This window comes from Embleya sp. NPDC025285, from assembly GCF_055558835.1.
Genome location: NZ_JBVHLU010000013.1, coordinates 1 through 14,252 on the forward strand (window position 1 = coordinate 1; position 14,252 = coordinate 14,252).

At 69.5% G+C, this 14,252-nt stretch carries 12 protein-coding genes; 5 read left to right on the top strand and 7 right to left on the bottom strand.

Annotated elements, in window-relative coordinates:
• The 3 genes from ACZ4FV_RS10940 to ACZ4FV_RS10950 all read right to left on the bottom strand — a co-directional run.
• Positions 1-659 (bottom strand): histidine kinase dimerization/phosphoacceptor domain-containing protein (locus tag ACZ4FV_RS10940; RefSeq protein ID WP_465322485.1); only part of this gene is annotated, 659 nt, incomplete at its 3' end.
• Positions 660-1,156: 497 nt separating this feature from the next.
• Positions 1,157-2,116, bottom strand: a complete 960-nt coding sequence (locus tag ACZ4FV_RS10945; protein WP_395868615.1) for a hypothetical protein — start codon at positions 2,114-2,116, stop codon at positions 1,157-1,159.
• Positions 2,117-2,619: 503 nt separating this feature from the next.
• Positions 2,620-2,934 carry a hypothetical protein gene (locus ACZ4FV_RS10950; protein WP_395868617.1) on the bottom strand — a complete coding sequence of 105 codons (315 nt, stop codon included), beginning with the start codon at positions 2,932-2,934 and terminating at the stop codon, positions 2,620-2,622.
• Positions 2,935-3,570: 636 nt separating this feature from the next.
• On the opposite strand from ACZ4FV_RS10950, the gene ACZ4FV_RS10955 reads away from it, so the two are divergent.
• Positions 3,571-4,329, top strand: a complete 759-nt coding sequence (locus ACZ4FV_RS10955) for a DeoR/GlpR family DNA-binding transcription regulator (RefSeq protein ID WP_465322486.1) — start codon at positions 3,571-3,573, stop codon at positions 4,327-4,329.
• Positions 4,330-4,894: 565 nt separating this feature from the next.
• Here the strand turns inward: ACZ4FV_RS10955 and ACZ4FV_RS10960 are convergent.
• Positions 4,895-7,030, bottom strand: coding sequence for a PQQ-dependent sugar dehydrogenase (locus ACZ4FV_RS10960; RefSeq protein WP_465322487.1), 2,136 nt, complete (start codon positions 7,028-7,030; stop codon positions 4,895-4,897).
• Positions 7,031-7,796: 766 nt separating this feature from the next.
• On the opposite strand from ACZ4FV_RS10960, the gene ACZ4FV_RS10965 reads away from it, so the two are divergent.
• Positions 7,797-9,365 (top strand): alpha/beta hydrolase, encoded by a 1,569-nt coding sequence (locus tag ACZ4FV_RS10965; protein ID WP_402235557.1) that lies wholly within the window; start codon positions 7,797-7,799, stop codon positions 9,363-9,365.
• Between the two features lie 502 nt (positions 9,366-9,867).
• Here the strand turns inward: ACZ4FV_RS10965 and ACZ4FV_RS10970 are convergent.
• Entirely contained in the window at positions 9,868-10,617 is a 750-nt protein-coding gene (locus ACZ4FV_RS10970) for an N-acetyltransferase (RefSeq protein WP_465322488.1), read from the bottom strand.
• A gap of 349 nt (positions 10,618-10,966) precedes the next feature.
• Between ACZ4FV_RS10970 and ACZ4FV_RS10975 the strand changes: the two genes are divergently transcribed.
• The gene (locus ACZ4FV_RS10975) at positions 10,967-11,332 is read left to right on the top strand and encodes a hypothetical protein (RefSeq protein WP_465322489.1); all 366 of its coding nucleotides are present in this window, start codon (positions 10,967-10,969) and stop codon (positions 11,330-11,332) included.
• 15 nt (positions 11,333-11,347) lie between these two features.
• On the opposite strand, the gene fdxA is transcribed toward ACZ4FV_RS10975, so the two are convergent.
• Complete coding sequence (fdxA, locus tag ACZ4FV_RS10980) at positions 11,348-11,701, bottom strand: ferredoxin (protein WP_395868625.1); 354 nt, start codon at positions 11,699-11,701, stop codon at positions 11,348-11,350.
• 96 nt (positions 11,702-11,797) lie between these two features.
• Here fdxA and soxR point away from each other — a divergent pair, with 96 nt between their 5' ends.
• Positions 11,798-12,262, top strand: a complete 465-nt coding sequence (soxR, locus tag ACZ4FV_RS10985; protein ID WP_465322490.1) for a redox-sensitive transcriptional activator SoxR — start codon at positions 11,798-11,800, stop codon at positions 12,260-12,262.
• Positions 12,263-13,088: 826 nt separating this feature from the next.
• Here the strand turns inward: soxR and ACZ4FV_RS10990 are convergent.
• Positions 13,089-13,829, bottom strand: coding sequence for a DUF6188 family protein (locus tag ACZ4FV_RS10990; protein ID WP_465322491.1), 741 nt, complete (start codon positions 13,827-13,829; stop codon positions 13,089-13,091).
• Between the two features lie 70 nt (positions 13,830-13,899).
• Between ACZ4FV_RS10990 and ACZ4FV_RS10995 the strand changes: the two genes are divergently transcribed.
• On the top strand, positions 13,900-14,064 hold the full coding sequence (locus ACZ4FV_RS10995; RefSeq protein WP_395868629.1) for a hypothetical protein: 165 nt from the start codon (positions 13,900-13,902) through the stop codon (positions 14,062-14,064).
• Positions 14,065-14,252: the final 188 nt, after the last annotated feature.

Here is a 14,252-nt window from a genome sequence, read left to right on the forward strand (position 1 = left end):
GGGTCCGTGCGGACCACCACGGGACCGGCCTCCGCCTGGACGACCATGATGCTGACCGCGTGCGCGAGTATGTCGTGCATGTCGCGGGCGATGCTTGCGCGTTCCTCGGCGGCCGCCCGCGCCGCCTCGGCCTCGCGTTCGCGTTCCAGCTGGACGGAACGTTCCATCAGCGCGTCCGACCTCTCCCGGGCGGCGCGGGCGAGCATGCCCATGAGGAACGCCGTGACGGGCAGGAGCAGTGTGAACATGAACTGGCCCGCGTCGTTGTCCTTGACCAGCAGCGCTCCGAACGGGGTGGTGGCGGTGAGTGTGCCGATGAACCCCCAGCGCTGCCAGGGGTGCTCCCCGCGGTCGGCCAGGGTGTAGATGGCCACCAGCGCGCCGTATTGCAACGTCTGCCCGGGTCGGTCGTGCAGCGAGACGGCCGTCGCGAAGAACGCCACGACCAGCACCACCGCGAACGGCGCACGGCGGCGCCAGAGCAACGGCACGACAGTACCGAGATTGACCACGAAGCCGAGCGGCGACACGTCGGGCGCGGTCGCGAACGGAACGAACACCGGGACGGCCACCGCCGCCGCGACCAGCCCGTCCACAAGACGGCCGTCGCCACGGCCGGTGCGCAGGCGTGCGGCAACGCCGCGGAACGAATCTGACATCCACTCAGTATTGGCCTGCGCATCAGGCTTCGCCTCAGTCGCGAGGGGGATTCGGCCGGCGGGCCCGGCGGGTGGCGGGCGATGCGCTCCGTTGCCGCGTCCCGGATCGACGGTCACGTGCCGGTCGGCCGGGTCGCGGTCCTTCAGGCCTGGGTCGGCGCCGGAATCCGACTCGGACCGGCGGCCGTTACAACTTCTCGAACCGCCACTGCTGCAGGTCGACGCACGCGTGGAGACCCGGCGTCGGGGAGCCGGCACTCTCGCGCATCAACATAACCGCCTGGATCCTGCGCCCCGAGGCGATCAGACGATCCACTTCGGTCTGCACTTCCCGCGAAAGCCGATTCCACAACGCGTTGCCCATACCGCATTCAACAGCCGCACCTCGACAAGCCGCACGGAGGTTTCCGGTTCCGCCGTCACCGCCGAAGCCGAACATCGCCGGGACGGCGCCGGGACGGCGCCCGGGTCATCGGCCGCAAAAGGCCGACGAAGTGTCAGGTCCTCTCCTGATGGGGAGGGCGGGGCGGTGGAAACGACGGAGGCGGTGGCGCCTGCGTCCAGGGCCCTGGGTCGACTGGACGAGACAGCGGATAGAACGGAGGCGGCGGTGGCGCCTGCGTCCAGGGCCCCGGGTCGACCGGATGCGGCAGCGGGTAGGACGGAGGCGGCGCCTGAGTCCATGGTGAAACATCGTCCGGGTGGGCGCCCCACGTGAATCGACCAGGCTCGGAGGCTGGTTGACGCGGGGGCGGACCGCTCTTGAGGTTGACCCGATGTGTGCGGGCGACGAAGCGGTATTCGAAGATCGAGCAGCCGATGACGGCCAGACACCCCGTCACGGACAAGCCGATCGACAACGGGCTGTGGTCGCCGCCGGTCGGAGCAGACAATTCGTATCCGGTCGAGGCGATCGCGAACCCCGGCGCGAGCAGGGCGGGCAGCAGCGGATGCCCGTCATTGGCGTTGAACATGTTCTTGTACGCGAAGAACGCGGCCCCCAGGGCGAACAGGACGCCCCAGAGTGGGAGAAGCAGCCCACCGACGAAGAGCGGGATGGCGACGAACCACGAAGTGCCCCCGCCACCGCCGAGCCCACCGATCGTGTCGCCGGCGTACAGGAAGTACCAGACGATCACGCCGAGTACCGCGAGCGGCAGGCCCGAGCCGGCGGCCAGGCGTTTACAGGTCCCCATGCGGTCGCCCGACGACGCGGCAACGAGAAACACCGTCACGACCACCCAGATGGGAACCGCGAACAACAGGCCGTTCGCGACCTTCAACAGGGCGGCGTCCAGGTCGGGCTCGAAACGCCCCTCACGGAACCAGACCGTCAGCGACACGAGCAGCCCGATCATCGCGCGGACATACTGAAGGGCGGCTATCTCCCGGTCGGGCTCGGTGCGTGGACTGAACAACCACCGGGCCGCCATCAGCGGCCACGCGACGAACAGCACGCAACCGGTGCCCGTGCCGCCCTCATTCGCGCGACTCGTACTCACTTCGAACCCCCCGTGTGACTCGCAAACGTCAGTGATCGTCCCACGCGCGAGACAACCGCCCGACGGCGAGGCGACGTGACGCCGCCGGGGCGCCGCACCTCGGGCGCACGCTTTCCGGCCCGGCGCCGCGCGTGGGGTGGGCTGTGTACGACGCACGGCTGGAACCGGGCAAGGGGTGGGAAGCGGCTTGCTGTCGGCCCGTTCGGCCACGTGCCCGCCTGTGGGCGGCAGTGAGGGCACGAGATGGTGGAGACCAACGACTCGGCCACGGGCTCCACTTCCGGCCGCCGAACCGGTCACGGCCCGCCGACGGAAGGTGGAGCAAGGCGCCCCCGCCGGAGGCGGCGGGCCATGCCGTGTCCGGTCGCCAACTCGGCCAACTGCAGGCCGTCACCGCCCGGGCGGTCGAAACGCCGGCATCGTCCACCTCGCGGTCCCGTCACGCTCCGGCTCTTGCTTCAACCCGATGCCCGAGTTTCGTTGCCCGTGGCCAGTGTGATCTGGGCAGTCCATGAATCGGGCTCCTTGGGCGGATCCCAGGTCACCTCGACGTCGACGCCGTGGAAGTCGCGGGCGAGTTCCACCACCCTCACCGCTGCCGCGGCCCGCGCGTCCTGGGGGTCGGTGTCGCGAGGCATGTCCAGGCGTCCGCAGATCATTCCGCCTTCCCGGGTGAGGACACTGGTGCGCCAACCGTCCGGCGTCGCCAACAGGACGATCGCCTTCGGAACGCCCGGGACGGTCCACTTCTTCGCCTTCTCGCGTTTCACCATGCCGCCATCCAACATCGCCGTGCCCACGACGACGAGTTCGGGACGAAAGCCGACCACCGCACCGCGGTTCGATTCCCCTCCCGTGGCGGTGCCGGGCGGGCGTATGCCTCGCCGGCGGCGAGATCGCGTCCGGCGTCGCGGCGGGTGGCAGGCCGCCGGTTCTTCGAGCCGAGCGGGCGGCCGGGCCCGACCGGCAGCTCCGGCGACCAAAGGCGCCAGTAGTGGTAAACCGTCCGGTACAGCGGGAAGTCGCGTGAAGGCAGGCGCCACGCGCACCCGGGGCCGAGCCCAAAGCCCCGAACTTCCAGACGGCACCAGAGCGCACTGGGTCCGATCGCCGCCGCCTACTGGGAGTTCGCCTCCCGCAACCCGCACCTGTACCGGCTCATGCACAGCCTCTCCGACGTCCCGTTCGGGACCCCCGGACGCCCCGCCCTCGGCCGCAGTTCGACGATCTCGGCCTTGAACTCCGCCCGTGGTACTTACGGGAGTTGCCGTTGCCGACGGCGGGCGGATGGCGCGCGACGCGCGCCGTTCACTCTTCCGGATCCGGCCTCCTACAGCATTGCGGGCACCGTTCCCGCCACGATTCCGGATGCGGGTGATTGCGCGAATGCGCACGGATATGCTGCGTACATGCTGAGAAACGAGCGTCACGCGCGCATCTTTGAACACGTTTCCGCGCACGGGAGCGTGAGCGTCGAGGAGTTGGCCGGAATCCTGGCGGTCTCGGCAGCCACGGTGCGGCGCGACCTCCGGCACCTGGACGCGTCGAAGCTGCTGCGCCGCACCCACGGCGGGGCGTCCCTGGGCAACATCGGCCTCGAGACACCGATGCGGTACCGCAGCGAGCGCCGCCGACCGGAGAAACTGGCGATCGCCCAGGCCGCCGCCGCGCTGGTGCCGGCGAAGGCCGTGGTCGGCCTGAACGGCGGCTCCACCACCACCGAGATCGCCCGCCTCCTCGCCGACCGCGGACCCGTCACCATCGTCACCAACGCGGTCAACATCGCCGCGGAGCTGCTCCCGCACCAGGACGTCACGCTCGTCGTCATCGGCGGCACCGCACGCAACGAAAGCTACGAACTCGTACGCTCCATCGCCGAGAAGCCCCTCGCGGAGTACTACACCGACGTGACCTTCCTGGGCGTGGACGGCATCAGCGCCACTCACGGCTGCACCACCCACGACCAAGTCGAAGCCGTCACCGACCGGGCCTTCACCGACCGCAGCAGCCGCACCGTCGTGGTGGCGGACAACTCGAAGATCGGAAAGGTGACGCTGGCGAGGATCTGCCCACTGTCGGCGATCGCCCACCTCGTTACCGACCACGACGCCCCCAAGGACGAACTGGCGAGGATCACCGACGCCGGTGTCCTGGTAACCGTCGCCTGACCCGACCGACCCCGTCAACCCCGGCTACCGCCACGGCATTTGCGCGGATCGAGCCCGACCGCACGTGCCCGCGGCTCGTTGGCCCCGAACTCGACCGCGGACGATACCCTCGCGAAGATCCGGAGTCGGCCGGGGCCGACCGGTGTCCGCCCGACCTACTTGACCGAGCCGGCGGTCGGACCGTCGCATGCGTCCGCATGCCACCCGGCGCAACGGGGAAGGCATCGGCCTCCGAGTGCGCCCGCTGCCTCGGCATCCCCGTCGGCACCCGCCCGCATGACGCAGGCCCACATCACCGGCGGTCCGCCATGCCCACAACCGGGCGGGCCGGTGTCGCCTGGTCCTCATCGACGAGACCCGCCGCCTCAACCCCCGCACCACCACCGGCGCCGAAACCGCCGACCCGCGAGACGCAACTCGCCGGACGGGCCAGTCCGGTCGACTGCGGGCGTACCCGGCGCGGACCGGAAAGAGCGAACCGTTGGCTCTTGGCGCCGGTGTCGCCCGCGCCCCACGCCGGTGATGGTGAAGTGTCCCGGCCCGCCGAACCGTCCCCGGCACAGGTCTATTCGTCGGGGATGGCGGCGTTGTCGGCGAAGGCGGTGCCGGTCGGCTTGAACTCGCCGGGCCCTGGACCGAATCGGCCCGAGTAGACGACGTCGATCAGCAGGATCCGGTCGTTGCCCGCCGTGCCGTCCTTGTCCGTGGACGTGGTGAGCCAGATGTCCCCGTCGGGGTCGACCTCCACGGTGCGCAGCCGGTCGTACGTCCCCTCGAAGAACGACTTCTGCTCGACCAGGTTGGAGTTGGAGTCGATGCGCAGCCGGTAGACCCGCTGACCCCGAGTCGTGGCCACGAACACGTGGTCATTGATGACGGTCAGGCCGCTCGGCGAGGCGGACGCCACCGGCCAGGTCTTCTTCGGCGCGATGTATCCGGAGCAACTACCTTCGGTGCCCTGACAGTTGGGCCAACCGTAGTTGCCGCCCTTCTGGATCAGGTTGACCTCGTCCATGATGTTGTCGCCGAACTCCGCCTGCCAGAGGCGTCCCTTGGAGTCGAAGTCCAGGCCCTGCGGGTTGCGGTGCCCGATGGACCAGACGGCATTGCCGAACGGGTTGTCAGAAGGGATCGAGCCGTCCGGATTGATGCGCAGGATCTTGCCGTTGAGGGAGTTCTTGTCCTGCGCCCGGGAGTCGTTCTGGGCATCGCCCATGCCCGCGTACAGCTTGCCGTCAGGCCCGAAGCGAAGCCGCCCGCCGTTGTGGTAGCGGCTCTTGGCCATGCCGTCGAGCAGCACCTGGTAGCCGCTGAGCGCGTTGTTCTCCAACTTCATCCGGGCGATGCGGTTGCCGTCGGACGAGGTGTGCAGGAAGTACACGTAGTGGTCGGTGGCGAAGTTCGGGGAAACCTCCACGCCCATGAGGCCGCCCTCGCCGCCGGTGGTCTGGGAGTTGGGCACCTTGCCGAGCTGTGTCTTCTGGCCGGACTTGGTCAACCGGTAGACGTTGAAGGTGTTCCGCTCGGTGTAGATCCCGGAGCCGTCCGGCAGGAACGCCACGCCCCAGGCGACATCCACACCGCCGGCCAGGGTCTTCACGGTGCCCGGATCGGGGGTGCCGCCAGGCTGGGAACCGGCGGTGGTGACGCTGATCTCCGGGCCGAACGCCGACCGGTTGCCCTTGGCGTCGAAGGCCCGCACCTTGAACCTGTACGTCGTGTCGGCCCTCAGGCCCGCGACGGTCGTGGTCGCGGTTTCCGAGGTACCCGCGGCGACGCCGTCGCGGTGGATCTCATACCCCGTGACCTTCACGTTGTCGGTGGACGGCGTCCACGCCAGGTCGACGCTCGTCGCGGTCTTGCCGGTGGCGCGAAGCCCCTGCGGGGCACTCGGCGCCTCGGTGTCGGGCGGCGCGGGCAGCGTGGCGATGGTGACCACGTTGCTGGCGTCGGAGACGTTCGGGGCGGCGTCGCGCGCGAAGACGGTCCAGTCGTAGCTGGTCTCGGGTGTCAGGCCGGTCACCGTGGTGGCCGACGTGGAGCCGTCGACCTGCTTCATGAGCTGGCCGTGCTGGTAGACGTCGTAGCCGGTGACCTTCACGTTGTCACTGGCCGCGTCCCAGGTGAGGGACACGGAGGTGGCGGTCGGCTCCCGGTCCTTGCGCAGGTTCCTCGGAGCCGTCGGCTTCTCGGTGTCGGCCGGGCCCTGTGGGGTGACGGTCAGGCTGTCGAGGTTGGGGCCGTCCACACCCGAGGTGGTGGCGCGGATCTTGTTGGTCCCCGCCGCCAGTGCCGTCGTGACGGAGACCGCCTTCCAGGTCGTCCAGGCACCGGTGCCGGGGAAGGAGAGGTCGCCGGCCGCCTGGGTGCCGTTGACCGTGATGTCCAACGGCCGGTCGGCGGAGGTGCCGTTGGCGTAGCGGAAGTCGAGCTTCGTGGCTCCCGGCTGTTCCGCCTCGACGGTGAACTCGACGTACGCGTCGGACACCACGTCGAAGTTCACGAAGCCGGTGCCGGTGTGGCCGGCGTGGTTGGACTCCACCTTGCCCTTGACGACATGGGCGGCCTCGGCCTCGTACGTGGCGGCGCGAGGGAGGGAAGCGGAGTGGGCAGCGGGCAGGGCCACGCAGAGCGCGGCGGTGGTGGCCACGGCTACCAGGGCGCCGAACGCCCTGGACGGCCGGGATTTGATGCATCTCACGGTGTCCTCCAGCGAAGAGGGCTGAGCGCAGGGCGGCTCAGCAGCTCGTGGTGCCGCCCGGGCGGTCCGCTGCGAAGGTCTCGCGGCAAGCGACTTCCGGCAACGGGCGGTCACCCGGGGGGAAGTTGGCGCCGAACCTCGATAGTTAGGAAACTTTCCTAACTGGTGATGGAGCACGCTAGGCCCCGGTTGTGTACCTGTCAACGGGTCTCGCGCCACTCGATGTGCGGGCCCACTCCCGACCGCGCCTCGATCATGCCGCCAATCGCCGCATGAGGCATCGAAGCGAGCACCGAGCCACTCTGCGCTCGCCCGGCCTCGTTCGTGACGGGCGTTCAGACAACCGAATACTTCGCCGGGCGCCGGTGGGTGAAGCTGCATCGACGACGAAGCTCAGGTGTCAGCGGGCGGAAAGCAACGGTTGCCCATGCGGGTCCGATACGCGGGACCGCAAAATCGTCGATGGTCGTGCGTGGCCACATCCGCCGATCTCCCGGACGCACGAGTTGGGCATCGCGCCCCAAGCCACCGGCAACCCGACGACACAACCCGGCCAACGGGCGGTCGGCACCAACCTGTTCGCCGGCACAAAGTCTCCCGATCGACCTCGCACCCAGCGCGTTGGCGGCCGGGTGGGTGGCGGAGAACAAGCTGTGTCTGGCTGTGTTGTCGGATCCGCGGTTCCCGCCGGTGGGCCAAGTGCCCTCCTATCAACATCGGTTCGGGGGGTGACGCGGCACCCGCCCCTTCCCTATGGTCTAGACCTATGACGAGACGATTAGGCAATGCCGTCCGCGGAGCGGTGGTGATCGCGCTCACGGCCACGCTGACCGCCGCGATCCCGGCCGAGGCCACGCCTTCACGACCACCGACGCTCACCTGGACGACCTGTCCACCCGACCCCGCCGGCGTCCCCGTCGACCCGCGACTACGGTGCACGACGCTGCGCGTACCGATGGACTACCGCGCCCCGGCCGGCCGGACCATCGAGATCGCGGTGTCCCGGCTGGCCACGGCCAAACCGGGGCTGCGCCGCGGCATCCTGCTGCACAACGCGGGCGGGCCCGGCGCGGCGAGCCTGAACCGGCCGAGCACGTTCGTCAACCTCTATCCGCAGGAGGTCCTGGACCGCTTCGACCTGATCGGCTTCGATCCGCGCGGTCTCGGCTACAGCACGCCGATCACGTGTGGACGCACCACCCAAATCACCAACGAGCGTCTCTTCCCGTTTCCGGCCCCGGACGGATCGATCGCGGACAACGTGGACTTCGCCCGTACTCTGGCGCGCGACTGCCTCGCCAACGGCGGCGCCCTGATGCCGCACGTGACCACGGCCAACACCGCGCGAGACATGGACCGGATCCGAATCGCCCTCGGCGAACGCAAACTCTCCTACCTCAGCGCCTCCTACGGCAGCTATCTGGGAGCGGTGTACGCCGAACTCTTCCCCGACCGCACCGACCGGATCGTCCTCGACGCCAACGTCGACCCCAACGTCACGTGGCACGATCGGTGGGCGTCCTGGGACCGCGGGTTCGACACCCGGTTCGGGGACTTCGCCGCCTGGGCGGCCGAACGGCACGACACCCTCGGCCTCGGCACCACCCCCGCCGCCGTACGCCGGGGCTACCTCGACATGGTCGAGCGCCTCGATCGCTCCCCGGTGCAACACCCCGGAGCGGGTCCCGTCACCGGCAACCTGTTCCGAGCCCTCTATCACGCGTACTCGTACCACACCCTCCAGTTCCCGGAAGTCGCCGCGTGGTGGCGATTCCTCGCCGGGACCGGGCCGCCTCCCCTGTGGGGAGAGTGGCCGACCACGCCCGGCATCCCACGGGACAACGACACAGCCGTACTGCTCGCGGTGACCTGCGGAGACAGCCGCGCCCCGCGCGACATCGCCCACTACCAGCGCGAAGTCACACGCAACCGGGCCCTGTTCCCGATCCTGGGCGGCATGGGCACCAACATCTGGCCGTGCGCGTTCTGGCCCGACCCGGTCGAGCCGGCGGTACGGATCACCGACCGCGGAGCGACCAACATCCTCCTGCTCCAGACCACCCGGGACCCGGCCACGCCCTATTCGGGTGCACTGGGCATGCGCACCGCCCTGGGCAAGCGGGCACGCATGATCACCGTGGACGGAGGAAACCACGGCGCCTACGACCCCGAGGCGCCGTCCTGCGCGCTCACCCGAGCACACAGCTTCCTGAGCACCGGAACACTGCCCCGGCGTGACCTCTTCTGCTTCCACGACCCGTCGACCACACAGGACGGAAGCCGGCTTCCCGGCGCAACCCTCCACGCGCGTCGCCCACCGATCAGCCCCTCCTGACCCCAACTCCCCGAGCCCGCCCGACACGCGCCCTCGACCGGCCCCGAAGCCGATCGAGGGCGCCCCGTCGTCGACCGGTGCCGGCCCGCCCTGCCGCCCGCGCCCGGTCGCTCGACACCCCGCATCACCGGTTCGACGCAGCGCCCAGACGACACATCCACGGGTGTGCGGACCCTGGCGAATCCCGGCCCCGCTCCGGTCACCGGGCGCGGCGGTCCGCCGCCAACGCCGTTCGCACCGACGGTTCGAACTCGGCCAGGACTGCGGCACGTCGGCTCGTCGTCCGCTTCGAGAACCCGCTCCGTGCCGCCGCCGGGCAACGTGGTCGCGATGGCCGGCGGTGAACCTGGGCTGAACGGCCGGAACTCCGGCGGCAGTTGCCACCAACCGCGCCTCCCTCTCCGGCCGTCGACCGGACCGAGCGGACTTCACGTGCCGGCACAGCGGTCCTCGGTCGGCGTCGGCCCCCGCCGACCGCAGGTCCGGCGTTCCGCTGATCCGGTCAAAGCCGGTGTCGCACCCAGACGTTCGGTTCGACGTAGACCGCGTTGTCGCGCTCCGGGTCGCAGCGCACGGCAGCGAGTGCGCCGGGTACCACCACGTCCCCGGCCTTGTCGAACGGGAGCCCGGTCCACTCACGCCACTGCGCCGGTGTCGCGGAGATGGTCGTCGACGCCGAGGCCACCTTCTCGATCACGGCGCCGGCGCGGACGTGTACCCGCAGCCAGGGGTCGTGGGGCAGCCCGTCCTCCTCGCGGATCCGGAAGGCGTACTCCGGCATCGACGCGTGCGGTTCGTGGTGTTTGGCGCTCGGCCGCACGGGGGCCACCACCTCCGCGAACCCGTGTGCGCGGGCGTTGGCCCGCATGGCGCCGAGCATTCGCCCGGAGAGCCCGAGCCCGCCCAGATCGGGCCGTACCGCGATCTCGATCGCGCTGACCAGGTCGGGCACGGCACCGTGTCGGCGGTCGGCGAACGCCCACACCATGACCTCGTCCCAGCCCCGATCGGGCAGTGCGCCGCGCTTGGGGTGGTCCATCCGGAACGGGACGCAGAGCCCACGCGCGGCGAGCGCGCCGTCGGCGTCGGTGGCCACCAGCACGTATTCCGGGAACTCCTCGGCGATCGACCCGGTGTAGGCGTTGGCCACCAGGTCGTGGTGCATGAACTCGGGCCAGCCGTCCGGCATGTCCCACAGGACGTCGGACAGCGCAGGTCGTTCGGCGAGGGTGGTGATGGTGATCCGATCCATGGTCGGCACCCTAGAAGAATCCGGACGAGCGTGGAACACTGCGGTAGCCACGACGCCCCGGCCCGCCCGAACGCCGCCGGCCACCTGCCGTACGGCGGCACAGGTCGCCTGATCCCGCATCAGCTGCCGGACGAATTCAACTCCGCGACGACCTTTTCGCCTTCGTCGCCTTCGTCGATGCTCTGTTTCCAGTCCCCGACGCTTCAAGTGAAGTAGGCCGCCGCCGACGTGCCGGTGGTTCGGGTCCTCTCGTCCCAAGCGGGCGGTCGTCGCCCCCTCACGATGACGGCCATGCACGTTGTCGGCGGTGGTTGGACGGTGTGCGGTGGCGGCTTCCGACCGGGGTGCCATGACCGGATCCACCGCCCGGGTATGTGTCGTGACAGATGGTGTACCGGCTGTCGCGATCCTGCGCGCGAGGTACGGCGACGGCGACAACCCGGCACCCGGCACCCGGCACCCGGCATACGGGATCGACCCCGAGACCTTTGTCACTCAGGTGGTCGATCCGCTGCTCGGCCTCGTCCGGGGACGGTCGATCTCCTGGGCAAAAGACAGCGAGGCGGCTTTCAGGATTTCGTTGGCCGCCCGCGTCAACTCGGCCTCGTCTTTGCGGAGTTGCCGCACCTCCTCCGACCCGACGGAGGCCAGGTCGGTCGCTCCTTTCGCCGGGGGTCGGGGTACGCGCCAGCCGCCCGTCTTCGGGACGGTGTGAACGGCTTTCGGGTCGTCAGGACTTGGGCGGGATCGCAAAGGATGAGACGGCGGCACCCTGGGACGGCAGTTGCGCCACGATCGGATGGTCTCGTCCGATCGGACCGAGCTTCGCGCTGCCGCCGGGGGCGCCGAGGTCGGAGAAGAACTCGGCGTTCATGGCGTTGAAGTGGTGCCATTCCTGTGGGGTGTCGTCTTCGAAGAAGATCGCTTCGACGGGGCACACCGGCTCGCAGGCGCCGCAGTCGATGCACTCGTCCGGGTGGATGTAGAGCATGCGCTCTCCCTCGTAGATGCAGTCGACGGGGCACGCCTCGACGCATGCCTTGTCCTTGACGTCCACACAGGGCGAAGCAATCACAAACGTCATCGAACTGCCGTCCTCTCCGGGGTCGTTCCTGTTCGCCGTTCCGACCCGGCCGACCGTATGGCCTCAAGTAATGTTGAGGTCAAGAGGAGGCTTTGCATGACGAGTTACCGTTCCGGTGAGGTTCGAGCAGGCCCGGACGACTGGCTGAGCATCGGCGAGGTGAGCGCCCGGACCGGGGCGGCCGTCTCCGCTCTGCGGTTCTACGAGGAGTTCGGCCTGATCGCGTCCGAACGTGACGATCGCAACCAACGCCGTTATCCGCGGCACATGCTTCGTCGAGTCGCATTGATCTCGGTGGCGAAACGCATCGGCATCCCGTTGCTCGACCTCCGAGAGGCGTTCGCCGATGTGCCGCTCGACCGTCCGCCCAGTCACCGGGAGTGGCAGCGCGCCTCGCGTGGCTGGAGGCGTCGGCTGGAGGAGCGTCGGCAGACCATCGAGCGCCTCGAGGCCGAACTCACCGGGTGCATCGGCTGCGGATGCCTCTCGATGAAGGCATGCGCTCTGCGGAACCCCGGCGACGCGCTCTCCGGGGATGGTGTCGGGCCCCGACGACTGTGAGAAACGGACTGTCGCAACAAAGGGTTCGGCGCGATTGCCCCCGGTCCCCGATGGAGGGCCCCGTATCTCGGACGTAGGCGGCGACCCGATTCGCCGAGTCGTCCGCGACCCCGGGGTCCTCGCGTTCGTCGAACGGAGCGCATGGGGCCGGCCGGGCCACGTTCGCACTGCGAGTGCGCCCCCCGAGAGTCGGTCCTGTCGACGCTGGAAGACGCCGACGAATGTGTGGTGCGTGAGGTTCGCGAGGAATTCGCGCAACCACGGGCTGCGAACGGCCGGCAGCCGGACCAGGGTGTGCTCGAACGTTTCGCGCTCGGTTCGAAAGGGGGCCATTGGGGAGTAGTGGGGGCGGGTCGTCACGGAGGACATCCCGGGGGCAGGACGCCCAACGCGGTAACCGGCAGGCGCGGCCGGGGACGGGCTGGCCACAGCCACACCCCCAGCGACAGCGGCAGCAGGTACGCCGACGCGGCCCGGTCGGTGGTGGTCTATGTCCGACCGGTCTGCGAATGGAACGGCCCGAGGAGGATGTCGACTCCAGCGTCGGGGGCTGGGCGTCCCGGTCCGGCCAGAACGGCGTGCCGCCTCGGCCGGCCCGCGGGCAGCAGGGCGTCGAGCGCGCGTTGGACACGTCCGCGGTCAACCAGTTCGGAATCGCCACAGCCCCTCGAACGGGCACGCCCGACCCGACCCCGACAGACCGGCAGGTGGCGGCGTTACCCCTTGACTCCCCATCCGCGTACCTGTGAACGTCTCCAGTTGCCAGGCCACTTCCGTCTCTCGGACCTTGGGCGTGAGCACGATTGTTGTCAGACCCGGCGGGCTCTCACCGCGCTTCTGCTCTGCCGGGCGAGACTGTGAGACCGCCGCCGGGCATTGATGTGAAGCACCAGCCCTGTGGTCCGGTGATCTCCCACGCCGCCTCCGCCGAGCCGGCTGGGCACTTCAGGTGCAGACCGGCGTCGAACACCATCCTCAGCGCGCCGGACTTGAATGCGACCGCGGACAGGACCGATGTCGCAAGCAGTTGGGAGGCTATGCTCCGCGAGGTCGGAGTCAGGGGAAGACCCGGATTCGTCAGGGCCGACCCGTGCGACAGGAGAGCGGGGCATTTCAGGACGACCTCCCATTCCGAGTCGAGGGACACCGCCGGATGGGGCTCGAGGGCGACCTTGGCAACGCGCCGGCCCCGGAGGTTCAGGATCCACCGGTCAGGGTATTCGACCGGATTCGTATCGGTACTCACCCCTGCACCCTGACCTACTCCATCACAGCGGTCCAGGGAATTGCCATGGCCGTCAAGCCACTTCGATATCCCGCTCGATTGCCTTGAGGCAGCCCCGGCCCGTCCGAAACCTCGCCCGTGCCCAGGCCGAGCGCGGCAGACGCAACTGGGCTCTCGTCGATGTCCACGTCGTCGAGGCGCTCCTCGCCACCCGGCCCAAGGCGCAAGCTCGCGGGAGTTCACCGAAGCGGCCAGGGTCCTGGAGGCGGCGAGGAAGGCCCTGCCGTCGTGCGGCGACTTCGCGGAGACGACCGACAACCCCGCCCCCGAGGAGAGTTCCACCGTCGAATACGCGCTGACCGGCGGTGCCGGCTACGACATCGGTGACGACAGTCTGTCCCTGGAATTCGGCGTGGACGGGCCGTACTCGTTCGTCGTCACCGTCGTCCGGGTAGGGCCGGTACTGGTCAGAGGCATGTCCGTGGGCATGTTCGGCCCACCGGCGGTGGCGATACCCAAGGCGGTCATGAAGGCGCAGGTCGACAAGGTCGCGGCGATCGCGCTCCCCGCACGGTGAGGTCGAGCGACGACGCCCGCCGGAGACCGTGTGGTCGCCGGCACCCGCCGTCTGTCGCCAGGCGATACATCGAACGCCACGGACACGTCCAGCCCGATGTGGCCGGTATGTAAGCCGGTCGTCAGGAACACCCCTCGGCGGCGGCGCCGGACAGGCCGCTGACCCGGCCCGCCCGCGTTCCGGGCGGT